The sequence below is a fragment of the Hyphomicrobium sp. genome, assembly GCF_009026145.1.
Classification (GTDB): domain Bacteria; phylum Pseudomonadota; class Alphaproteobacteria; order Rhizobiales; family Hyphomicrobiaceae; genus Hyphomicrobium_A.
In genome coordinates this window covers 1-22850 of record NZ_WBUE01000033.1, presented here as the reverse complement: position 1 = coordinate 22850, position 22850 = coordinate 1, and the positions used below count along the sequence as shown (strand labels likewise).

Below are 22850 nucleotides of genomic sequence, written 5' to 3'. Positions count from 1 at the left end.
CGCGTGACATTCGCAGCGCATACACAGATGGAAGGTCGATGGCGAAGCAGCACACGTACATCCTGGGCATCAACGCCTACGACCATGACGTCAGCGCGTGCTTGTTGCGCGACGGCGAGATCGCCTTCGCTATCGCGAAGGAGCGCATCTCGCGCGATAAGCACGACACTGGCTTCTATCAGGAGGTCATCGACTATTGCCTGCAAGCCGAGGGCATTGCATTGCAGGACGTCGATCTCATCGTGCGCAACTGCTACGTGCTACCCGTCGAGGACATGGAGGAACGGCTCACCTACGAAGACATCCCCGAGTTCATGGACACGAAGGAGCGCGAGCAGGCCTCCAAGAGCCCGCTCTACCGTGCCAAGTCGGACAAGATGGTGACGGTCTCGCATCATCTCGCGCATGCCTATAGCGCGTTTGCCGCCTGCCCCTTCGAGGAGGGGGTGGTGATGATCGTCGACGGGGTCGGCAACTATGCTTGCGACGTGCGCGAGCCGGGCCAGCTGACGGAGAACGTCAATCCGCTGGCGCGCGAGTCCGAGAGCTATTACCGGTTCAAGGGCGCGCAGCTCGAGACGCTGAAAAAGGTGTGGCTCGAGCCGGCGCGCGGCTTCCTGAGCGACGAATTCTTCTTCATGGGCGGGCTCGGCGCTCTCTACAGCCGGGTGTCGAGCTATATTTTCAGCGACTGGAACAAGTGCGGAGAGGTGATGGGGCTGGCCCCTTACGGTCGCCCTGATCGGCTTGGTCCGCTGCTTCATCTGCAGGATGGCTGTCTGGTCGTGCCCGAGTGGACCTCGGCGCTCGACAAGCTATGGCTGCCGGACGTGGACAAGGAGTGGGAGGAGAGTCCCAACAAGGCTCATTGGGAGGACATGGCGTGGCGGGTGCAGCACGACACCGAGACGGTGCTGCTCGAGCGCGCCCGCTGGCTGCGCGAGACGACCGGCGCCAAGAACCTCGTCGTAGCCGGAGGCGTGGGACTAAATTGCGTCGCCAATGGCCGCATCGTGCGGGAGGCTGGGTTCGACAACGTATGGATTCAACCGGCCGCCGGCGATGACGGAATCGCCATCGGCTGTGCCTATTACGGCCATTTAGCCATTCGGAAGCAGCCGCGCTCGTTCGTGATGAGGCACGCGCATCTCGGCAAGGCGTATGGCCAGGACGATCTCGACGCTGCGCTGCGTGCACCTTTGGCGCGCATCGAAACGAAGTCCAGCCTGAGCGAAGATGTATGCGCCGAGGCGGCACGGCTGCTGGCGGAAGGGAACGTCTTGGGCTGGTTCCAAGGCCGCTCGGAATTCGGGCCGCGCGCATTGGGCAATCGCAGCATCCTGGCCGATCCGCGCTCCGTGGCGATGAAGGACAAGCTGAACAAGCGCGTCAAGCATCGGCAGGCATTCCGTCCCTTTGCCCCGATCGTGCTCGCGGAGCGCGCGTTCGAGATCTTCGAGGGGGACGAGGAGTCGCCGTTCATGCTCGTGGCCATGCGGGTTCGTCCCGCATGGCAAGCCAGTATACCCGCCGTCGTGCACGTCGACGGAACGGCACGTGTGCAAACGGTGCGGCGCGATACCAACGAGCGGCTCTATCGGCTGCTTCTCGAGTTCGAGGCGCTGACCGGCGTTCCCGTGCTGGTCAATACCTCGTTCAACGTGAAGGGCGAGCCCATCGTCGAAACGCCGCGCGATGCGGTCGACTGCTTCCTGTCCACCGGCATCGACCAGCTCGTCGTCAACGACACGCTGATCACGAAGAATGCCCTGCACACGGTGATATCTCCCATCGTCGGAATGTATTCCGAAGTGTCGACGATGGTTCGGACCGGCCTGGAGGCTGATTAGGCGCCGTCGCCGCGGTGCGGTGCATCTGCGCCGACGCTCTTAGCTCGACAGCGCGGCGGCCTTTTCCTGGAACGTACGGCTGGCGCGACTCGACTGCTTCTCGATGTACATCTGCTTGTCAGCCTCGACCATCAGCTCCTCGATGCCGGCTTCGCCGCCGTCGGTGGCCGGATGATAATAGGAAAAGCCGACGCTGAACGACAGCGGCACCGCCCCTGGAACGCGGTTGTGCTCGGCCAGCGACTGCAGGAGCTGCCTGCGAATGCGGTTGCTGACCGCCGGTCCGGCGGCGATGGCGAGGACAATGAACTCGTCGCCGCCGAGGCGCGCGATGACGTCGGAGGCGCGGAATGTCGAGCGCAATATCTGTGCCGTGGCGACGAGCGCCTGATCGCCGAACTCGTGTCCCAATTCGTCGTTGATGCGCTTCATGCCGTCGAGATCGACGAAGGCCAGCGCCAGGCTGTACCCCGATCTCCGCGCCAGCTTCAGCTGCTCTTCGGCGACGGTTATGAACCCGCGCCGGTTATAGAGGCCCGTCAGCGTGTCGGTGAGGGCAAGGCTTTGCAGCGCCGCTAGCAGCCGGTGACGCTCTTGTGCATAGCGGATGACGCGCAAGAGAAGGGACCGGTCCATCTGCGCCTTGACGAGCCAATCTTGCGCTCCTTCGCGCAGTGCCCGCAGGGCGAGCTGCTCGTCGTCGACGCTGCTGAGCGCCACGATTGGTACGCTGGCAAGCGTGCGCTGCACTTGGCCGATGGCGTCGATTGCGTCGGCGTCTGGAAGCGACAGGTCGATGAGCACGAGATCAAACTGCTCGCGGCGCAGATGCGTCAGCCCGCGGCTCAGCCGCGAGGCCGTCGTGACGGCGAACTCGGATCTCAGCAGCAGCCGAATGAGCTGCGCGTCGCTGGCGGAGTCCTCGATGAGGAGTATCTTGGTCTGGCCGCACTCAGCTCGATCGCTTAGATGGGTAGGCACCCCCATTGCTCGACTCGTCCACTTTGATGTTGCCACGAGCACCGCTGCGCGGCGCTGGTTTACGAGTCGAGATTAGGACGGGTGCGGACCGTCGCGTACTTGACCCCGGTCAACGTGCCTGCCGATCGTTCCCGTCGCCAGTGCGAAATTTGCGAACGTCATTGCCATGCGATGAACGAGTTGTGAGCTCGCCGAGCATTGTCGCGGCGCCGTCAATCGCAAGTTGTGAGGCGGTCAACGTGCCGACACTGCGTGAGCAGCCGTAAGTGATTGCAGCCGCGCTCTCGCAGTGGCACATGAGGCGCACCGCTTGTGCTCGCGACAACGGACACTCGCGCGCGGAGAAGCGCCGAAGATACTATCCATCGGGGCATGGGAGGTGACCTCTTGTCGGGTTTCGTCGCGGCGAGCTCTTGCCCCGCTGTTTGCACGTGCGCTTTTCGAAAGCATCGATCTCGTCATGCTTGCGCGGCTGTCCGAGCGTGCCCGATGGCTTGGGTGCGACATCGTCGCGCTCGCCCCTCGGCTTTCGGCTCACCGGCATGGCTTCGGGAGCGTAGCCGCTCCACTGAGCCACATCCTGGTGCCCCTCGAACAGCGGGCGACTCACCACGCGGAGAGTGCTGATCGGAGGTTAACGGCATCGTCTTAATTGCGACGACCGCGTTGCCGGTTCTCTCAGCCGTCGCCGGTATGTTGCCAGATCATCGCTATACGGACGAGCCGGGGGTAAACCGTCAGCCATGGCAACCGAAGAACCAAGCAAGTATGCGCCGAGCGGCGCGGGCCTAAGCGTCGATCTCAGCCCCAGCCTGCGCGCCTTCGAGGCGGCGAGAAACGGCAAGCGCGGAAAGAAGGAATTCGCGCAGCTCAATCGTTGGTTCGAGATCGCCCTCAACAATATGGGCCGCGGCCTCTCGATGTTCGATGCCGATCAGCGGCTGATCGTCTGCAACAAGCGCTATCGCGACATCTTTTCGCTGCCCGAGTCGCTGACCCAGCCCGGTACGCCATTCGCCGATATCGTCCGCTATCACGTGAAGCACGAGAGTGGTCGCGATGGGCCCGAGGAGATGGCAGGTCAGAAGAAATGGATTGCGGCGCACGTGGCGGAGATGGCGCTCGGCAAGTCCTTCTCCAGCACGCGTCATCTGCAGGATGGGCGTACGATCCTCGTCAGCAATCAGCCTTTGCCGGATGGCGGCTGGGTCGATTTGCTCGAGGACATTACCGAAAAGTGCGAGGCGGAGCACAAGATCTCCTGGCTGGCGCGGCACGATACCCTGACCGAGCTCGCCAACCGCTTCCACTTCCGCGAGCAACTCAACGAGACGCTTGCGGCGCTGGGCCCCGATGATGGCTTTGCATTGCACGCCATCGACCTCGACCGCTTCAAGGAGGTGAACGACACGCTCGGCCATCCGGTGGGGGATGCGCTGCTGAAGAGCGTGGCGCGACGCCTGCGCGAAGTTCTGCGCGGCCCCGATATCGTGGCGCGCGTTGGTGGCGACGAATTCTCGATCATTCAGCGCGGGGCGAAAACGGCGGAGCAGGCGGCGCATCTTGCAAACCGCGTCATCCGCACCATCACGCAGCCGCATTACATCCTCGGACACTCGGTCAACGTCGGGGCGAGCATCGGCATCTCGCTGGCGCCCGAGCATGGCAGCGACGCCGAGGAGCTCATAAAGCAGGCGGACATCGCCCTGTACGAGGCCAAGGCATCGGGGCGCGGCGTCTATCGCGTGTACTGCGGCGGCACGGCGGAGGAAGGGGGACGGCGCCGGTCGCTGGAGCTCGACCTCAGGGGCGCCGTCGACAGGGGCGAGCTCGAGCTCTATTACCAGCCCATCTACGATGCGCGCACGCAGGAGATCGCCGGCTTCGAGGCTCTGATGCGCTGGCACCACCCGGTGCTCGGCATGATCGGTCCGAGCGACTTCATTCCCATCGCCGAGGCGACCGGCCTCATCGTGGAGATGGGCGCCTGGGCCCTCAAGGAGGCTTGCCGCGAGGCAGCGCGCTGGAGCCGCGACGTCAAGGTGACGGTCAATCTGTCGCCCCTACAATTCGAGCGCGGCGATTTGCACCTCGTGGTGGCCGAAGCGCTCGAACGCTCTGGACTCCCGGCCCGGCGTCTCGAGCTGGAGATCACCGAGGGCTTGTTGTTGCGCGACGACTTCTGCACCAATGAAACGCTGCACAAGCTCCACAACCTCGGCATCAGCATCGCGCTCGACGACTTTGGCACCGCGTATGCCTCGCTCAGCTACCTGCGCAGCTTCCCCTTCGACAAGATCAAGATCGACCGAACGTTCGTTCGCGAAGTCAATCATCCCGAGCGCGAGGATTGCGTGGCGATCATCAATGCCGTCACCGGGCTTGCCCATCAGCTCGAGATGAAGACGGTCGCCGAAGGCGTCGAGACCGCCGATCAAGTCGCTACGGCGCTGAAGGCCGGTTGCGACGAGGTGCAGGGTTTCTACTTCAGTGAGCCTGTTCCGGCCCGTGACGTGGAGGATCTGTTGACGCAGCATCCACAGGGGATGGCGGCGGCGCGTTAGGCTCAGCTCCGTGCCATGGGATGGCCGCATTCGGCGTGACGGGCGCCGCTCGCATCCTGTAGGCTCGTCTGCGCAGCGAGATCAGCCGTAGCCACATGCCGCCTGCCGCCCTGCCCGAAGGACTGATCGAGGGCTTTACGCGCCGCCCCCTGACTGGCGACGGCGTTATGATCGATGCGCTCGTCGGCGGGTCCGGGCCGCCGCTGCTCCTCCTGCATGGGTATCCGCAGACGCGCGTGATGTGGCGCGCCCTCGCCCCCGCGCTGGCCCGGCAATTTACCGTCGTGGTGCCGGACCTGCGCGGCTACGGCCGTTCCGACAAGCCGCCGGGCGATGCGGCTCACGAGCTCTATTCGAAGCGCGTCATGGCCCGTGATCAGATCGCCACGATGCGTGCGCTGGGTTTCGACCGCTTCGCCGTCGCCGGGCACGACCGCGGGGGGCGCGTCGCCTACCGCTTGGCGCTCGATCACCCCGATGCGGTGCGCGCCCTCGTCCTGCTCGACATCCTGCCGACGGCCGAGGTATGGGCGCGCGCCAGCGCCGAGCGTGCCATGGCGATGTACCACTGGTACTTCCTAGCGCAGCCGCAGCCGTTGCCCGAGACGCTGATCGGCGGCGATCCCGAGCTTTTCTTGCGTACCGTGATGCGCAGTTGGGCTGGCCAAGGCTTCATATTCGAGGCCGCGAGCATGGTCGACTACGTCGCCTGCTTCCGCGCTCCCGCGTCGATCCATGCGAGTTGCGAGGACTATCGCGCCGGGTGGAGCGTCGATCGCGCCCACGATGAGGCCGACCGCGGCGTGCGCAAGATCGCGGCTCCCCTGCTTATCGTTTGGAGCGAGGAGTTCAGCGTCGCCAGGGGTGAGCCGCTGACGACTTGGTCCGCATGGGCCAGTAGCGTCGAAGGCCACGCGGTGCCCGGCGGGCATTTCGTATGCGAGGAGAGCGCTGAACAAGTGCTGGCGTCGATGCAGCGTTTTCTTTCCGGAACAAGCGGCTGAACGACATCCTGCCCCGTCCTGACCGGCGTCCGCGCAGGTTGTCCGATCGATGCGCACCGCGGCGCAGCGCGTGTGGCAGCCGGCGCGGCCGATGCTGATGGTGCCGCTGCTGCAGTGGTTGCGGCAAGGGGCAGAGGCTGAACATCCCGCTGCCGTATGCGATTGCCCGGCAAAACGGCCGGCGCCGGGTGCGGTGGTGGCCGCCAGCGCGATGGCAAGCTCTTGCCCGACCCAGCGCGCGGCGACGTCGCCGGGCGGGCGTGCAAGGAGGCGCGGTAGATGGCTCGCTCATGTCAGGCATGCGTCGCCCGTTGATGGCCGTGACATTGTTGTAGCTCTTAATTCTGTCGCCGTCGACGAGCAGTAGCGCTCGTCGTTCGCGTCCATCCGCTCGAGCGGCACATCGCCGGTTGTCGCTGACATGGATCAAGCCCGCGCCGCTCGCGGCTCACCGAGTCGCGCGACGCGCGGAGATCTGCCGCTTGGCGACCACAGCTTCGTAGGCCGAGCGCAGCTCGGCGAGCACGGAGCGGCGTGGCGCCGGGGCGCCGAGATGCAGCGCACGCAGCTCCTTCATGAAAGCTTCCCACAGGCGCGGGCCGCCGTCGGCGAGCAGCTGCGCGCGGATCGACAGCTCCTCGGAGACGGGCATGTAGCGGCAGCCCCAGGCGCCCATGTGGGCGAGCAGCGGCACGAGCGCGATGGCCGGCTCGGCTAGGGAGTAGATCGCCTTCTGTTTGTGGGTCGGGTCGTCGCGCTTGGTGAGCAGCCCCGCCTCGACGAGACGCTTCAAGCGGTCGGCCAGTACGTTGGAGGCGATGCCCTCCTCGGAGCGCTGCAAGAGCTCGCGGAAGTGCCGGCGGTTGCCGAACATGATGTCGCGGATGACGATGAGGCTCCAGCGGTCGCCCAGCGTCTCGAGCGTGAGGTTGATTGGGCAGCCGGAACGTTGCGTGCTTTCCAACGTTTGTGTCTTTCGAATCGCCACTGCTTGCAAAGTAAGAGCGGTTAGGGTAGAGGACAACTGGTTGCAAAATGAAAGCAGTGAGGAGGTGGCGTGCATGGGCAAGCTTCGCATCCACAATTTCACCGTATCCATCGACGGTTACGGGGCCGGGCCTGATCAAAGCCTCGGCAACCCGCTCGGTGTCGGCGGCATGTCGCTGCACGGTTGGGCCTTTGCGACGCGCGCCTTCCAAAAGATGCTCGGCAACGACAGGGGGTCGACTGGCGTCGACAACGACTTCATCGAACGGGGATTCGACAACGTCGGAGCCTGGATCCTCGGGCGCAACATGTTCGGCCCGGTGCGCGGCGCATGGCCGGACGAGAGTTGGAAAGGCTGGTGGGGTGACAACCCGCCCTATCACACGCCGGTGTTCGTGCTTACCCATCATCCACGCGCGCCCATCACCATGGAAGGCGGTACGACGTTTCATTTCGTCACCGACGGCATCGAGGCGGCCCTGCAACGCGCCGTCGAAGCCGCAGACGGCAAAGACGTACGCCTCGGCGGCGGGGTCAGCACCATTCGCCAGTACCTATCGGCAGGCTTGATCGATGAGATGCACGTTGCCGTGGCGCCGGTGCTGCTGGGCTCGGGAGAGCACCTGCTCGCCGCCCTCGACCTACCGAAGCTCGGCTACCGCGTCGCGGAGCACGTCACGACGCCGGGCGTCACTCACGTCGTTCTGCAAAAGAGCAACTGATCGCGGCGCGGGTACGCGCCAAGAGGGAAACCATGGCAATAGCGCTCTACGGTCATCCATTCTCGTCGTACACGCAGAAAGTGCTCATCGCGCTGTACGAGAACGACATGCCCTTCGAGTTCCGCTGCATCGGGCCGGATACGCCGCAGCACGTCACCGAGTGGCTGCGGCGCTGGCCGTTGCGCAAGTTTCCGCTGCTGCTCGATGGCGAGCGGCAGGTCGTCGAGACCAGCATCATCATCGAATACCTGCAGCTTAAGCATCCCGGGCCGGTGCGCCTCTTGCCCGTGGATCCGATGGCCGCGCTGGACGTGCGCTTTCTCGACCGCTTCTTCGATCTGCACGTGATGGAAGCGATGCAGATTGCGGTCGACAGTGCGCTGGGTCGGGTCCCGGTGAAGAGCGAGGAAGGACTGGTCATCGCCAGGGAAAAGCTGGAGCGCGCCTACGCCTGGCTCGAAGGGGAGCTTGCCGGCAGGACCTGGGGCGCCGGTGCGGACTTCACGCTGGCCGACTGCGCGGCGGCGCCCTCGCTGTTCTATGCCGACTGGACTCACCAGATCCCGGACGCTTATCCCGTGCTGCGCGCCTACCGCACGCGGCTGCTGGCCCGCCCGTCGTTCGCCCGCGCCGTCGACGAGGCGCGGCCCTATCGCCCACTCTTCCCGCTCGGTGCACCCGACCGCGACTAGAAAAAAGAGCAACAAAATGGTTGCATGACGCGGCGCTTGTCGCTATGACTATGCGCAACCAGGAGGTTGCGCATGAGCGATCGCATCGAAAAGACCATCGAGATCAAGGCGCCGGTGGCGCGGGTGTGGAAGGCGCTCACCGACCATCTTGAGTTCGGGGCGTGGTTTCGCGTGCGGCTCGAAGGGCCGTTCGTGCCAGGGCAGGCGTCGCGCGGCCGGATTACGCATCCGGGCTACGAGCACGTGACGATGGAAGTCATGGTGCAGAGGATGCAGCCGGAGCGCCTGTTCTCCTTCACCTGGCATCCCTATGCCGTCGACCCTAAAGTCGATTATGCCGACGAGACGCCGACGCTGGTAGAGTTCACGCTGGAGCCGACCAAGGGCGGCACGCTGCTGCGGGTGGTGGAAAGCGGGTTCGACAAGATTCCGGCACACCGGCGCGATGAGGCTTTCCGCATGAACGAAGGCGGCTGGCAAGCGCAAATGGGGAATATCGAGCGCCATGTCCGACAAGCGGCCTAGCAAGCTTGCGTCGCTGAAGACGCGCGCCACCGTGTTCGCCGCGCTGGGCGATGAGACTCGGCTCGGCGTAGTCGGCAAGCTGCTGAGCGGCGAGCCGCAGTCGATCGCGCGCCTTACCGAGGGCACGCAGCTGACGCGGCAGGCGGTGACCAAGCACCTGCGTGTGCTAGAGCATGCGGGGGTGGTGCGCAGCGTGCGCGCGGGACGCGAGGCGCTGTTCGAGCTGAAGCCGGCGCCGATCGAGGATGCGCGCGCGTATTTGGAGCGCATCTCGCGGCAGTGGGACGACGCGCTGGCGCGCCTCAAGGCCTTCGCCGAAGATTAGGCTGCTGCTCATTTAGCTGGCACATGTAATAAAAATGCGACGTCTCCATGCGCGTTCCGTTCGCGCGCGGCGACGCTATACTCGCGTGAGCCAACCCCCGCGAGGGAGTAGCCCCCTATGATCAATCTCACTGTCAATGGATCCAAGGTTTCCGTGCCCGTCGCGGATGACATGCCGCTTTTGTGGGTGATCCGCGACGTGCTTGGCATGACCGGCACGAAATTCGGCTGCGGCATCGGTCAGTGCGGCGCCTGCACGGTGCACGTCGATGGCGAGCCGCGCCGCTCCTGCCTGACGCCGGTGTCGGACGTCGCCGACCGGGCAATAACGACCATAGAAGGCATCGGCGCGACGAAGATTGGCAAGGCCGTGCAGGACGCCTGGCTCGACGCCGAGGTCGTGCAGTGCGGCTACTGCCAGTCGGGGCAGATCATGAGCGCGGCGGCGATCATCGAGATGATCCCCGAGCCGACCGACGCCGACATCGACCAGGGCATGTCGGGCAACATCTGCCGCTGTGGCACCTACCTGCGCATCCGCGAGGCCATCAAGCAGGCGGCCAAGGCCGTCGCCGGCAAGTGAGGAGGCACGCCATGGTGCAAGGCATGAAGGCGATGGATGCGGGCACTCTGTCGCGGCGCCGGTTCTTGCAGGCCGGAGCCGCCTTCGGTGGCGGGCTGATGATCGGCTGGGTGGAAGTTGCGAACGCTGAGCCGGGCCTCGGTCACACGGTGGTCAGCGAGTTCGCGCCCAACGCCTTCATCCGGATCGATCGCGATGGCAAGGTGACGGTCATCTCGCCGTCGATCGAGATGGGCCAGGGCACCTACACCGCGCTGCCGATGCTGGTGGCCGAGGAGCTCGATGTCGACATGAAGGATGTCGGCGTCGATCACGCCCCAGCGAACGACAAGCTCTACGGCAACCCCGCCAACTTCAACGCGCAGATCACCGGCGGCTCGACCTCGGTGCGCGGCTTCTTCAAGCCGATGCGCGAGGCGGGGGCTGCGGCACGGCAGATGCTGATCACGGCCGCGGCGGCGAAGCTCGCCGTCGATGCTGCAGAGTTGACGACCGAGGCGGGTGGGGTCGTGCACGCCAAGAGCGGCCAGCGCGTCGGCTACGGCGCGCTGGTCGACGACGCGGCGAAGCTTCCCGTGCCGGCGAACATCGCGCTCAAGGAGCCGAGCCAGTTCCGCATCATCGGCACGCCGGCGAAGCGGCTCGACGTCGCGGGCAAGGTGAATGGTGCGGCCAAGTACGGCATCGACGCCCAGGTGCCGGGCATGAAGGTTGCAGCGGTTGCCGCTTCGCCGGTGTTCGGCGGCACGCTCGCCACCGTCGACGAGGCGGCGGCGTTGGCGGTGCCGGGGGTGCGCCAGGTGGCCAAGCTCGACAATGCGGTCTCGCTCATCGCCGACCACTATTGGGCGGCCAAGCAGGGTCTTGCCGCGGCGAGGCCGACGTTCGTGGAGGGGGTGTACGCCAAGATCTCGACCGCCAATGTCGTTAAGGCGCTGGCGAAAGCGGCAGAGCGCGACGGTGCCGTCGGCAAATCAGTGGGCGACGCGACGGGCGCGCTGGCCAAGGCGGCGACGAAGGTGGAGAGCGTCTACGAAAATCCTTTCCTGGCGCACGCCACCATGGAGCCGATCAACTGCACGGTGCACGTGACACCGGGCGGCTGCGATATCTGGGTTGGCACGCAGATCCCCGTGATCGCGCAGACGGTGGTCGCCAAGACGCTGGGGCTCGATCTCGACCAGGTGCGCATTCACAATCACCTGCTCGGCGGCGGCTTCGGCCGCCGGCTCGAGTTCGACTTCATCCTGCAGGCGGCGCTGATCGCCAAGCAGTCGAAGGATCCGGTGAAGGTCATCTGGAGCCGCGAGGAGGACATCCAGCACGACATGTACCGGCCGTACTACTACGACCGCATCAGCGCCGGCCTAGACGAAACGGGCAAGATCGTCGCCTGGAAGCACCGCATCGTCGGCTCGTCGATCGTGGCTCGCTTTGCGCCGGACGCCTTCAAGGACGGTCTCGACGTCGACGCCGTCGATGGGGCCGTGGAGCTCGCCTACGACATCCCCAACTTCTTCGTCGATTATGTGCGCGAGGAGCCGCCCGGAATTCCGACGGCATTCTGGCGCGGCGTTGGCCCCACCCGCAATGCCTACGTGGTGGAAAGCTTCATCGACGAGCTCGCCACGGCGGCGAAGAAGGATCCAGTCGCGTTCCGGCTCGAGCTTGCGGCCAAGAGCCGGCGCGCGCGCCACGTTATCGAGCGCGCCGCTGCGCTCTCGGGATGGGGCACGCCGCTTGGCCCGCGCAAGGGGCGCGGCATCGCGCTGCTCAACGCCTTCGGCATGTACCTCGCCGAGGTTGCCGAGGTGAGCGTCGCCGACAACGGCGAGGTGCACGTCGATCGTGTCGTGGCGGCCGTCGACTGCGGGACGGTGGTCAACCCCAATACGGTCGAGGCGCAGCTGCAGAGCGGCATCATCTTCGGCATCACGGCGGTGCTGTGGGGCGAGATCACGCTCAAAGATGGCCGCGTCGAGCAATCGAACTTCGACAACTACCGGATCTTGCGCATCGATGAGGTTCCGAAGATCGAGGTCGAGATCGTCAACAGCTCGGAAGCGCCGGGCGGTATCGGCGAGCCGGGCACATCGGCGCTGGCTCCAGCGGTGCTGAACGCCGTCTATGCGGCTACGGGCGTGCGCGTGCGCAAGCTGCCGATCAACGCTTCGCTGCTACGCTCGACGTGAAGCACAATTGCGGGAAGCCGGCAGCGCATCTGTTGCGCTGCCGGGTTCATCATTGAGGTTGCGATGATGGCGGCAGGCTACTTGCCCGTCGAGTCGATGCTTGGCATGCTAGCTCATTTGCGCGATGTCACATCGGGAACATTGCGCGGTGCCGAGTGCATTGCACCGCTCACGCGCCGACTTGTCCGGTGGTGAGGATCGCGCACCGCCGGACAAGTTGGCTGGCGAAAGAGCGCCGCGAATTCGCGAGCTATCTGGTGCCCGGATGATCCCCCATTGCCTTCTGTGTGAGGGCGCCGCTCTGCGGCACACCGGTCGGATTGGCCGTTCTGCCACCCTTGGTGCCCGGCAGATCCTGCATCGCCTTTTTGCGTCGCGCTGCCGGTCTCGGGGATGGCAGTCGGATTGGCGGTGGTGCCGCCCTTCGTTCCCGGCGCATCCTGCATCACTTTGTCGGAGAGGCTGCCTTCGTCTACGCCGGCGTAGACCGGGCCTGCGGCAACGGTAGCAGCGAGCGCGAGGGCGAGAGCGGCAAAGATAGGCTTGTTCATGGCGGTTCTCCTGTGGGTTCGTTTCCTGGTGCCCGCAGGTACGCGGCTCGGTCCGCCTCGGTTACACGCGCAAGAGATAGATACAATTGCGCGTAATGCGCAGGGAGGCCCGCAGAATGCGGGCTTGCGGATTCGTTACACGCTTCCAGGGTTATCTTTGTTTGCAGTTCAGCCAATCGGCCGCCGGCTCGACGCCAAGATCGACGCCGCCGTCGCGACCGTCTGCGGCCCCACGTGGGCGAATTCTATTTCTTGCGGAAGGCGTCGAGGCGGACGATCTGCGCGCCGCCGTTGTCCTGCTTCGGCTTGTCGTCGGCGGCCTTGGCGGCGACGGGTTGAAGCGGCGTCGGCGACGGGGCCTGCGGCTTCAGCTGTGCCGGAGGTGGCACCGGCGGGGCCGCAGCGCGGCTCGGCTGCGGCTCGGCTGGCGCAGGCGTGGCTTGCTCGTTCTTTGCCTTGCGCGGCACGCGCGGCTTTTTCGGCGCCGTCGAGCGCAGCGTTGCCCGCCCGTTGGCGCGCTCGCCGGCGCGACTGGCAAAGCGCTGGCCCATGCTATCGCCGGAGTCCGGCTCCGCATTCGGGTCCTCGAACTGCAGGCCGTAGCGCACCGAGGGATCGAAGAACACGCGGATGGCGGCGAAAGGAACGACGAGACGCTCGGGAATGCCGTCGAAAGTCAGCTTCACCTCGAAGCCGGCTTCCGACACGGACAGGTCCCAGAAGCGGTGTTGCAGCACGATCGTCATCTCGGAGGGATATTTGTCCTTCAGCCGCTTGGAGAGGACGACGCCGGAGGCGGCGGTATCGAACGAGATGTAGAAATGGTGGTCGCCCGGCAAGCCGGATTTGGCCGCCTGCGTGAGAACCGTGCGCACGACGCCGCGCATGGCGTCCTGAGCTAAGGCCTCGTAGTCGATCGTCGGCTCGGCCGGCATCGGTCTCGCTTATTTGGTCCCCGGTCACTCTCGAGCCGAAGACGTGCTCGGCTCGAGGTAGAGTTGGAGGGCTTCTGTTGCCCGGTGCCCTCCGGACCGCGCCTTACCCGGCTAGGGGCAAGGGCTTCAAGTTCAGGCTTTTCGCACTGCGTTACGCAGCGAGAGCAGCCTCAGCATAGTTGTCATTGGCAACTATTCTGAATGGCCCGATGACGGCGGAACCATGCCGAGCGAAAGCTAAGCCCTTTACACCTTCGTCGATCCTAGTTCGCCCCCATCAGATGCCGCCGCGGTATGACCCGCGACTGATCCTACGTGCCCATCCGACGCAACGTGCTCTTGTCGGCGGCATTTGGTGGAGGCGCCGGGTACTGCCCCCGGGTCCGATCGGCTTATTACGACCGCGTTTATCGCCATAGCCGGACGAATCCGGCTAGGTGAATATAGAGGCAGACGCGGCAGAAAAAAAGCCTGTCGCACCCGCGACATGTGCAGACATGCCGAGGATGGATGCGCGCAAGCATCCGGTAATCATGCCGGCAATCGATGCCGCGCCATGGTGTGCGCGAGAATTTGGCTCGGATGCGCGCGGCGGCGGCCGTGCTATAGGGCGGAGACGATTGGCGCGCGCCGGACGCATTGGAAGTGGCGCTGCACGGGAGCCGCAAGCTGACAGTTCCATCGATCGAAGCAAGCACGACCGAGCTAGGCCCAGCCTACGTGCCGCGCACCGGCTGGCCGACGTGGGCGGTGCTGCCGGCCGGCGTTGCCATCTTTGCCATCTCTGCCGTTGTCGGCTTGGCGGTTTCGATCGTCGTTTCGGCGCTGCTCGCGCAAGGGGGCGTGGAAGCGACGTCTCCGCAGGCGCCGCTGCAGGTCGTCACCGCCTGGTTGGCCGGCCTGCAGGTTGGGCTCATCGTGCTCACCATCGTTGCCGCGGGCTTCTTCTCCTCCAATCGCGCCGAAACGTTGGCGCTGCGCCCACCGCGCGGGGGCTGGCGCGTCCTGGGGTTGGCGCTGATCCCCATGTTCGCCCTGACGGGCGCGTGGACGGCGCTGCTGCTGTGGTGGCGGCCGGAGGTCGTGATCGGTGATCTACGGGTGTTCAAGGAGCTGCTGCAAGGCGATGCAGCCCTGATGGCGCTGCTCGTCATCGGCCTCGGCGCGCCGCTGTCCGAAGAGCTGCTGTTTCGCGGCTTTCTGTTTTCGGGGTTGGCCAAGTCCCGCCTGGGCGTCGCCGGCACCGGCGTGCTGACCGCCGTTCTTTGGACGGCGCTGCACTTCGGCTATTCGGTGTTCGGCCTCATCGAAGTGCTGGCCATCGGCCTTTATTTCTCCTGGCTCCTGGTGCGCACGGGGAGCGTGTGGGTGACCATCTTCTGCCACGCGGTCTACAACACGGCGGTCGGAGTGGTGCTGTACTTCGTTACGCTGCCGTCGCCCGTATGAGCCATCGCCATTAAGCAGCGGTGCGGAATCGTCCTATATTCACGCCATGCAGCAGTATCTCGATCTGATGCGCCGCGTGCGCGATCACGGCGTCCGTAAGGCGGACCGCACCGGCACAGGCACGCTGTCCGTGTTCGGGCACCAGATGCGCTTCGACCTCGCCGACGGCTTCCCGCTGGTGACCACCAAGAAGCTGCACGTGAAGTCTATCATCCACGAGCTCATCTGGTTCCTCGCCGGCGACACCAACACCGCTTACTTGAAGGCCAACGGCGTCACCATCTGGGACGAGTGGGCGGACGAGAACGGCAATCTCGGGCCGGTCTATGGGAGGCAGTGGCGCTCCTGGGCGGCGCCCGATGGAGGCATGATCGACCAGATCACCGAGATTATCGAAACTCTAAAGACCAACCCCGACAGTCGGCGCATGATCGTGTCGGCGTGGAACCCGGCGGATATCCCGGACATGGCGCTGGCGCCGTGCCATTGCCTGTTCCAGTTCTACGTCGCCGAGGGGCGGCTGTCCTGCCAGCTCTACCAGCGCTCGGCCGACGTGTTCCTTGGCGTGCCGTTCAACATCGCTAGCTACGCGCTGCTGACCATGATGATGGCGCAGGTGACGGGCCTTAAACCGGGCGAGTTCGTGCACACCTTCGGCGACGCGCACCTCTACCTCAATCATCTTAAACAGGCGGACGAGCAGTTGCGGCGCACGCCGCGCGCCCTGCCGCGCATGGAGATCGACCCGGCGGTGAAATCGATCTTCAAGTTCAAGTACGATGACTTCAAGCTCGTCGGCTACGAGCCGCACCCGCACATCGCCGCCCCCGTCGCGGTGTGACAGAGTTGAGCAGGGGACCTTACACGTTGCGGCGTCCTACTTGGCTTCTGCCAGGAGAGCCTGCGGAAGCTTGCGTGGGTTCCGGCCTGCGCGGGATTGAGGGGAGGCGCGCCAGCTGGGCACGGAAGGGCTGAGCGACAGATGATCATCTCCATTGTCGTCGCGGTTGCCGACAACGGCGTCATCGGCCGCGACGGCGGCCTGCCGTGGCGCATCTCCTCCGACCTCAAGACGTTCCGCCGCCTCACCATGGGCAAGCCGCTGATCATGGGACGGCGCACGTTTCAATCGTTGAAGAAGCCGCTCGACGGCCGCGACAACATCGTGGTGACGGGCAACACGGACTACCAGCCGCAAGGGGCCATCACCGCCAACGACTTTGCCGCGGCCCTCACCATCGCCCAGGCATGCGCGAAGGAACGCGGCGTCGGCGAGATCGCCGTGGTCGGGGGCACGGCGGTGTTCGCAGCGGCGCTGCCCGTCGCCGACCGCATCTACAAGACGGAGGTCCACGGCAATCCGGCGGGAGATGCAACGTTCCCCGCCGTCGACTGGAGCCAATGGCAGGAAGTCTCGCGCGAGGCGCTGCCGCGCGGTCCCAGCGACGATTATGCCGCCACGCTTGTCGTGCTGTACCGCCGCCGCGCCTGAATTTCGACGCTCGGCCGGTGCTTGAACCGGCCCTGCGCCCACCAAATGTACATCGCGCGTTTGCGCTGCAGGGACACCCTGTCCTATAAGCGAGCACGCCAACCTTCCCGCCGAGGATAAGGGAACGGATTCCCCGGACAGCCCACGTGCCGCCGGCCTTGGCGTTACCCCCTAAAGGATTGAAGGACCTCTATAATGCCCTGGAACAATCAGAGTGGCGGCGGCGGCTGGAAGAGCGGCGGCGGCAACGGCGGAGGTCCGTGGGGACAGGGACCGAGCGGCGGGCAACCCCCCGACCTCGAGGAGATGCTGAAAAGAGGCCAGGACAAGGTCAAGCAGGTCATGCACGGCGGCGGCATCCCCGGCCCGCTGCTGTTTCTCGTCGCCGTCATCGCCTGCGCCGTCATCGCCTGGCAGGCGTTCACCTTCCGGGTTAACCCGGACGAGCTCGGCGTATTGATGCGTTTCGGCAAGTTCGTGGAGAAGTACCCTCCCGGCCTGCACTTCCGCCTTCCGTACCCGATCGACGAGGTGCGGCTACCCAAGGTCACGCGCCAGAACATCATCGAGGTGGGCGTGCGCTCGACCGCCGGACGTCTCAATGCCGGCATGCGCGACGAGCGCGCCGAGAGCCTGATGCTGACCGGCGACGAGAACATCGTCGACATCGACTTCGTCGTCTTCTGGCGCATCAAGGACGCGGAGCAGTACCTGTTCAACATCCAGAACCCGGACACCACCGTCAAAGAGGTCGCCGAGAGCGCCATGCGCGAGGTGGTCGGCCAGTCCAAGATCCAGCCAATCCTCACGCAGGAGCGCCAGAAGACCGAGGAAGCGGTGCAGGCGCTGATGCAGCGGACGCTCGATAGCTACCGCGCCGGCATCCAGATCGATCAGGTGCAGTTGCAGAAGGTCGATCCCCCGGCCGAGGTGATCGACGCCTTCCGCGACGTGCAGGCGGCGCGCGCCGACATGGAGCGCCTGCAGAACGAGGCCTACGCCTACTTCAACAAGGTGGTGCCTGAGGCACGGGGCGAAGCCGAGCGCATTTTGCAGGGCGCGGAGGGCTACAAGCAGCAGGTCGTCAACGACGCCACGGGTCAGACGTCGCGCTTCCTGCAGGTCTATGATCAGTACAAGAACGCACCCGAGGTGACACGCCGGCGCATGTTCATCGAAACCATGGAGCGGGTGCTGGGCGGCACCGACAAGATCATTCTCGACAGCAAGGGCGCCGGGTCCGGCGTCGTGCCGTACCTCCCGCTCGATAGACTGCAGAGCCGCACGCCGGCTACCACCGAGGAGGGCAACTGATCATGCGCGCGTTCCTCGCATTGCTCATCATTTGCGTCGGCCTCGCTGCCGTGGCGGTCTATGCCTCGGCATTCATCGTGCATCAGAACGAGCAGGCGCTCGTGCTGCGCTTCGGCGAGCCCAAGCGCGTCGTCACGTCTCCGGGCCTCAACTGGAAGGTGCCGCTCGTCGATTCCGTGGAGATCTACGACAAGCGCATCCTCGATCTTGACAGCCAGCCGCAGGAGGTCACCGCCTCCGACCAGAAGCGTCTGGTGGTCGACAGCTTCGCCCGCTATCGCATCGTCGATCCGCTGAAGTTCTACCAGACGCTGCGCTATGAGGAGGGCGTGCGCTCGCGCCTTGGCCCGATCGTCGATTCGGCGATGCGGCGCGTGCTCGGCGCCGCCACCTTCCAGGACGTGGTGCGCGACAGGCGCGAGGAGCTGATGAAGCGCATCCTTTCCCAGGTGAACCAGGAGGGCAACGAATTCGGCCTCGAGGTGGTCGACGTGCGCATCAAGCGCGCCGATCTGCCGGAGCAGAACTCCAAGAGCGTGTTCGAGCGCATGCGTGCCGAGCGCCAGCGCGAGGCGGCCGAGTTCCGCGCCCAGGGCGCCGCCGAGGCCAACCGCATCAAGGCCACCGCCGACCGCGAAGCCACCGTCATCCGCGCCGAAGCCACCCGCAAGGGCGAGGAGCTGCGCGGTACCGGCGACGCCGAGCGCAACAAGATCTACGCCGAGGCCTACAATCGCGACCCGGAGTTCTTCGAGTTCTACCGCTCGATGCAGGCCTACGAGCACGGCCTCAAATCTGCCGACACGCGGCTGCTGATCACACCCGACAGCGACTTCTTCAAGTACTTCACCGACCCGCACGGCAAGTCACCGCCGCCGGCTTCGGGACAACCGCCGCGGCAATGAGCGATCTCGTCGTCGGCATCGGGCTCGTCCTGGTGATCGAGGGCCTGCTTTGGGCCCTCGTTCCGCATCTCGCCACGCGCCTGCTGGAAGCTGCCGCATCGGTGCCGCAAAACAGCCTGCGCATCGCCGGCTGGAGCTCGGTTCTCGTGGGACTTGTCCTAGTCTGGTTGATCCGCGGTTGAAAGGCGCCGGTTCAGAGGTGCTTGGGCCGCGTTGACAGCTGCCGCGGCTTGCCATCCACTTGCCGCGACCGCTCGGTATCAGTCGCGGAGAAACGAGGCGCGTGCGGGTGTGGGCCGGGCCCCGGCCGACAGGAGAAGTGAACAATGCAAGTGAGGAAGGCGCGCGGCCGGTGGGCGTGCGGCACCCCCGTAGCACTTCGGCGGCTCGGGCTGCTGTCGCTCGCTTTGGTGTGGGGCGCACTGGCCTGCACGCCGGGCGCGGCGGCGCAGACGCGCGGGCCGCAGTCGGTCGCCCCGGTCGCCGAGGAGCTGATCGAGGCGGTTGTCAACATCTCGACCAGCCAGGCGATCAAGGGGCCGCAGGGCCTGCCGCTGCCGAGCGTTCCCAAGGGCTCGCCCTATCACGAATATTTCGATGAGTTCTTCGACAACCGCGACGGCCGCTCGGCCCCGGACCGCATGGTGTCCTCGCTCGGCTCGGGATTCATCGTCGACGGCAAGGAAGGCATCATCGTCACCAACAACCACGTGATCGATGGTGCAGAGGAGATTCAGGTCAACTTGCACGACGGCTCTAAGCTCAAGGCGGAGGTGCTCGGCAAGGACACCAAGACCGACATCGCACTGCTGAAGGTGACGCCCAAGGCGCCGTTGAAGGCGGTGAAGTTCGGTTCCTCGGCGACGATCCGCGTCGGCGACTGGGTGATGGCCATCGGCAATCCGTTCGGGCTCGGCGGCAGCGTCACCGTGGGCATCATCTCGGCCAAGGCGCGCAACATCAACTCGGGGCCCTACGACGACTACCTGCAGACGGATGCCTCGATCAACAAGGGCAACTCAGGCGGCCCGCTGTTCAACATGGACGGCGAGGTCGTGGGCGTGAACACGGCCATCATCTCGCCGACCGGCGGGTCGATCGGCATCGGATTTGCGGTGCCGGCCGATACGGTAGCGCCGGTCGTGCAGCAATTGAGCCAATATCACGAGGTGCGCCGCGGCTGGCTGGGCGTGAAGATCCAGTCGGTTTCCGAGGAGATCGCCAGCGCGCTAGGCATTCCGGAGAACAGCGGCGCTCTCGTTGCCGCCATTACCCCGGACGGCCCCGCCGCCAAGGGCGGCGTTCAGGCCGGCGACGTCATCATGCGGTTCGACAACGAGGATGTGACGAGCATGCGCAGCCTGCCGCGCCTCGTGGCGCGCGCGCCCATCGACAAGATGGTGCCGGTTGACGTGCTGCGCAAAGGCGAGCGCAAGACGTTGCAGATCACCGTCGGGCGCCTGTCGGAGGACGACGAGAAGGTGCTCGCGGGCAACGACAAGCCTGCCGCTGCCGAGACGGAGGTTCTTGGACTCAAGCTATCGGCGCTCACCGACGCGCTGCGCTCCAAGTACGGCTTCGATGCCGGCGTCAAAGGCGCGCTCGTCGACGCCGTCGATCCGAAGAGTCCGGCCGCCGCGAGCATCAAGCCCGGCGACGTCATCGTGCAGGCGGCGAACGAGCCGGTCGCCGGCCCGCAGGACGTCACGCGGCGCATCGAGGCCGTCAAGAAGAGCAGCCGCAAATCGATGATGCTCGAGGTGGAAGACGCCAAGGGTGGCCACAGGTTCGTCTCGGTTCCCGTGGAATAAGAGGCAACAACGGTCGCCAACTGCAGTCGCAGCGCGCGCTGCACCCCATGTCAAACCATCGAAGGAGCTGCACGTGTCGAACCGCCACGGCATCGTCGACACCATCATCGACAGCCTCGCGCCGGTTAACCGCGATGGACACAAGTTCATCGCCATCGCCGCCGGCCTGGCGCTGGTCTTCTTCCTGCTCTGGCCGCCGCTCGCCTGGGTGTGCGTGATCGCGGCGCTCTACATCGCGTATTTCTTCCGCGACCCGGACCGCGTGACACCGCTGCGCGAGGGGCTGATCATCGCGCCCGCCGACGGGCGCATCGCGGCCATCGAAAGCGTGCAGCCGCCGGCCGAAATGGGCCTTGGCCCCGAGCAGCGCGTGCGCATCTCGACCTTCCTCAGCGTGCTCGACGTTCACATTACGCGGGCGCCCGTTTCGGGGCGCCTGGTGCGCTCTATTTACGTTCCGGGAGCATTTCTTAACGCTGCTCTCGATAAGGCGAGCGAAGAGAACGAGCGCCGGGTGATGATCATCCAGAAGACGGACGGCACGGAAATCGGCGTCGTGCAGATCGCCGGCTTGGTGGCGCGGCGCATCGTGCCGTTCGTGCACGAGGGTGATAGTGTGGGCGTCGGCGAGCGGATCGGGCTCATCCGTTTCGGCTCGCGCGTCGACGTCTACCTGCCGCCGGGCAAGCATGCCCTGGTCGCCGTCGGCCAGATCGCCACCGCCGGAGAGACGGTGCTGGCGGACCTGCAGTCGGCGGAACCAGAGCGTGTGGCGCGGCGGAGCTGACGATGGTCAAGGCGAGGCATTGGCGTATAGGCTATCGGGAGCAGAAGGCACTCGGCATGGATCCGATCCTTCCTAGACTGGAGCGCGAGACGCGCCGTCGGCGGCGCACACCCATGTTCCGTCACCAGCGTGTGCCGGTGCGCATGCTGGTGCCGAACTTCTTCACGCTGCTGGGGCTGTGCGCCGGACTCACGTCGATCCGCATGTCCATCGAGGGGCGCTACGAGCTGGCGCTGGCGGCCATCGTTTTCGCGGCCCTGCTCGACGGTGTCGATGGACGCGTCGCGCGCCTGCTCAAAGCCTCCTCGCGCTTCGGCGCCGAGCTCGACAGCCTGGCCGACTTCGTCAATTTCGGTGTGGCGCCGGCCTTCCTGATCTTCACCTGGGGCCTGGGCGACCTGAAAAGCCTCGGCTGGATCGTCGTGATGATCTTCGCGCTCGCTTCGGCCCTGCGTCTGGCGCGCTTCAACGTGGCGATCGACGAGGACAAGCCGAAGTGGCAGACCGCCTACTTCAGCGGCATGCCGACGCCGGCGGCGGCGATCGTCGTGCTGCTGCCCGTCTACATCGAGCATCTAGGTTTTGGGGCCATCCGCTCCTCGCCGTTCATGCTCGATCTCGTGCTCCTCTACACGCTCGCCATCGCGTTCCTGATGGTGTCGACGATCCCGACCTTCTCCGGCAAGCTCTTGGGCGAGCGCATCTCGCGCGAATACGTGCTGCCGCTGTTCATGCTCGCCATTGGGTTCGTAGCACTGCTGGTCACCTATCCGTTCGGCACGCTCACCGGCGCGTGCCTCGTCTATCTGGCGACAATCCCCATCAGCTGGCGCCGCTTTACTCAGATGCTGGCCGCGGCGCCGACGCCGGCCGCCGAGGAGGGGGAGAGCGGACCGCGCCGCGTCGTCGCCATCCGCGCGAGCGAGCCGCCGCGCTAGCGCAAGTGTGAGCTCAGCGTTGTTGACGCTGGATGAGCCGGTCGCGCAGCGACTTCAGCGCCGATCCCGGCACGTCCCTCTCCTCGCCCGCGCCGTCTTGCGGAAGAGGGTCTGCAGCGCGCGCCGAGGTGCCTTGTAGGCCAGCGTCCTTGCGCAAGCCGGCCGTCGGGCGCGCGGGCTGCTGGGGCAGTGGGCGCCCGGTGCCATAGCCGCCGGGTGCCGGTTGCGGGACAGGCCGCGCGCC

The 22850-nt window shown here is 65.5% G+C and carries 23 protein-coding genes and 1 other RNA gene; 18 read left to right on the top strand and 6 right to left on the bottom strand.

The window, feature by feature from the left end:
• The first annotated feature begins 38 nt into the window (after nucleotides 1-38).
• A complete protein-coding gene (locus tag F9K20_RS18790) occupies nucleotides 39-1850 on the top strand; it encodes a carbamoyltransferase C-terminal domain-containing protein (protein WP_291005552.1) in 1812 nt (603 codons plus the stop codon).
• Nucleotides 1851-1889: 39 nt separating this feature from the next.
• Here F9K20_RS18790 and F9K20_RS18785 read toward each other — a convergent pair whose 3' ends face one another.
• Nucleotides 1890-2837: a GGDEF domain-containing response regulator gene (locus tag F9K20_RS18785; protein ID WP_291005550.1), complete on the bottom strand. Its 948-nt coding sequence runs from the start codon at nucleotides 2835-2837 to the stop codon at nucleotides 1890-1892.
• 737 nt (nucleotides 2838-3574) lie between these two features.
• On the opposite strand from F9K20_RS18785, the gene F9K20_RS18780 reads away from it, so the two are divergent.
• A complete protein-coding gene (locus F9K20_RS18780; RefSeq protein ID WP_291005547.1) occupies nucleotides 3575-5395 on the top strand; it encodes an EAL domain-containing protein in 1821 nt (606 codons plus the stop codon).
• Nucleotides 5396-5490: 95 nt separating this feature from the next.
• A complete protein-coding gene (locus F9K20_RS18775; RefSeq protein ID WP_291005545.1) occupies nucleotides 5491-6399 on the top strand; it encodes an alpha/beta hydrolase in 909 nt (302 codons plus the stop codon).
• 448 nt (nucleotides 6400-6847) lie between these two features.
• On the opposite strand, the gene F9K20_RS18770 is transcribed toward F9K20_RS18775, so the two are convergent.
• Complete coding sequence (locus F9K20_RS18770; protein WP_291005542.1) at nucleotides 6848-7363, bottom strand: helix-turn-helix domain-containing protein; 516 nt, start codon at nucleotides 7361-7363, stop codon at nucleotides 6848-6850.
• 97 nt (nucleotides 7364-7460) lie between these two features.
• Between F9K20_RS18770 and F9K20_RS18765 the strand changes: the two genes are divergently transcribed.
• The 6 genes from F9K20_RS18765 to F9K20_RS18740 all read left to right on the top strand — a co-directional run bounded on the left by F9K20_RS18765 (nucleotide 7461) and on the right by F9K20_RS18740 (nucleotide 12424).
• A complete protein-coding gene (locus F9K20_RS18765; protein ID WP_291005539.1) occupies nucleotides 7461-8108 on the top strand; it encodes a dihydrofolate reductase family protein in 648 nt (215 codons plus the stop codon).
• Nucleotides 8109-8140: 32 nt separating this feature from the next.
• Entirely contained in the window at nucleotides 8141-8800 is a 660-nt protein-coding gene (locus F9K20_RS18760; protein ID WP_291005536.1) for a glutathione S-transferase family protein, read from the top strand.
• Between the two features lie 72 nt (nucleotides 8801-8872).
• Nucleotides 8873-9325 (top strand): SRPBCC family protein, encoded by a 453-nt coding sequence (locus F9K20_RS18755; RefSeq protein ID WP_291005533.1) that lies wholly within the window; start codon nucleotides 8873-8875, stop codon nucleotides 9323-9325.
• Entirely contained in the window at nucleotides 9306-9650 is a 345-nt protein-coding gene (locus F9K20_RS18750) for a helix-turn-helix transcriptional regulator (RefSeq protein WP_291005529.1), read from the top strand. Before F9K20_RS18755 ends, F9K20_RS18750 begins: the two co-directional genes overlap by 20 nt.
• A gap of 117 nt (nucleotides 9651-9767) precedes the next feature.
• Nucleotides 9768-10232 (top strand): (2Fe-2S)-binding protein, encoded by a 465-nt coding sequence (locus F9K20_RS18745; RefSeq protein WP_291005526.1) that lies wholly within the window; start codon nucleotides 9768-9770, stop codon nucleotides 10230-10232.
• A gap of 11 nt (nucleotides 10233-10243) precedes the next feature.
• Nucleotides 10244-12424 carry a xanthine dehydrogenase family protein molybdopterin-binding subunit gene (locus F9K20_RS18740; RefSeq protein WP_291005523.1) on the top strand — a complete coding sequence of 727 codons (2181 nt, stop codon included), beginning with the start codon at nucleotides 10244-10246 and terminating at the stop codon, nucleotides 12422-12424.
• A 113-nt stretch (nucleotides 12425-12537) separates the two neighbouring features.
• Here F9K20_RS18740 and F9K20_RS18735 read toward each other — a convergent pair whose 3' ends face one another.
• From F9K20_RS18735 to ssrA, 3 genes are all read right to left on the bottom strand, one after another.
• Nucleotides 12538-12975: a hypothetical protein gene (locus F9K20_RS18735; RefSeq protein ID WP_291005520.1), complete on the bottom strand. Its 438-nt coding sequence runs from the start codon at nucleotides 12973-12975 to the stop codon at nucleotides 12538-12540.
• Nucleotides 12976-13220: 245 nt separating this feature from the next.
• Nucleotides 13221-13910 (bottom strand): SspB family protein, encoded by a 690-nt coding sequence (locus F9K20_RS18730; protein ID WP_291005517.1) that lies wholly within the window; start codon nucleotides 13908-13910, stop codon nucleotides 13221-13223.
• A 61-nt stretch (nucleotides 13911-13971) separates the two neighbouring features.
• Nucleotides 13972-14383, bottom strand: a transfer-messenger RNA (tmRNA) gene (ssrA, locus tag F9K20_RS18725).
• 172 nt (nucleotides 14384-14555) lie between these two features.
• Here ssrA and F9K20_RS18720 point away from each other — a divergent pair.
• The 9 genes from F9K20_RS18720 to pssA all read left to right on the top strand — a co-directional run bounded on the left by F9K20_RS18720 (nucleotide 14556) and on the right by pssA (nucleotide 22606).
• On the top strand, nucleotides 14556-15359 hold the full coding sequence (locus F9K20_RS18720) for a CPBP family intramembrane glutamic endopeptidase (RefSeq protein ID WP_291005514.1): 804 nt from the start codon (nucleotides 14556-14558) through the stop codon (nucleotides 15357-15359).
• Between the two features lie 46 nt (nucleotides 15360-15405).
• Nucleotides 15406-16200: a thymidylate synthase gene (locus F9K20_RS18715; RefSeq protein ID WP_291005511.1), complete on the top strand. Its 795-nt coding sequence runs from the start codon at nucleotides 15406-15408 to the stop codon at nucleotides 16198-16200.
• 141 nt (nucleotides 16201-16341) lie between these two features.
• On the top strand, nucleotides 16342-16851 hold the full coding sequence (locus F9K20_RS18710) for a dihydrofolate reductase (protein ID WP_291005508.1): 510 nt from the start codon (nucleotides 16342-16344) through the stop codon (nucleotides 16849-16851).
• 195 nt (nucleotides 16852-17046) lie between these two features.
• Nucleotides 17047-18165, top strand: coding sequence for an FtsH protease activity modulator HflK (hflK, locus tag F9K20_RS18705; protein WP_291005505.1), 1119 nt, complete (start codon nucleotides 17047-17049; stop codon nucleotides 18163-18165).
• Between the two features lie 2 nt (nucleotides 18166-18167).
• Nucleotides 18168-19070 carry a protease modulator HflC gene (gene hflC, locus F9K20_RS18700; RefSeq protein WP_291005502.1) on the top strand — a complete coding sequence of 301 codons (903 nt, stop codon included), beginning with the start codon at nucleotides 18168-18170 and terminating at the stop codon, nucleotides 19068-19070.
• Nucleotides 19067-19252, top strand: coding sequence for a DUF2065 domain-containing protein (locus tag F9K20_RS18695; RefSeq protein WP_291005499.1), 186 nt, complete (start codon nucleotides 19067-19069; stop codon nucleotides 19250-19252). The genes hflC and F9K20_RS18695 overlap by 4 nt, the downstream gene beginning before the upstream one ends.
• Before the next feature lie 144 nt (nucleotides 19253-19396).
• Entirely contained in the window at nucleotides 19397-20881 is a 1485-nt protein-coding gene (locus F9K20_RS18690) for a Do family serine endopeptidase (protein ID WP_291005496.1), read from the top strand.
• 73 nt (nucleotides 20882-20954) lie between these two features.
• Nucleotides 20955-21668 (top strand): phosphatidylserine decarboxylase, encoded by a 714-nt coding sequence (locus F9K20_RS18685; RefSeq protein ID WP_291005493.1) that lies wholly within the window; start codon nucleotides 20955-20957, stop codon nucleotides 21666-21668.
• A 2-nt stretch (nucleotides 21669-21670) separates the two neighbouring features.
• Nucleotides 21671-22606: a CDP-diacylglycerol--serine O-phosphatidyltransferase gene (pssA, locus tag F9K20_RS18680; protein WP_291005490.1), complete on the top strand. Its 936-nt coding sequence runs from the start codon at nucleotides 21671-21673 to the stop codon at nucleotides 22604-22606.
• 13 nt (nucleotides 22607-22619) lie between these two features.
• On the opposite strand, the gene F9K20_RS18675 is transcribed toward pssA, so the two are convergent.
• Nucleotides 22620-22850, bottom strand: a 231-nt coding sequence (locus F9K20_RS18675; RefSeq protein WP_291005487.1) for a hypothetical protein, incomplete at its 5' end; no start/stop codon positions are given.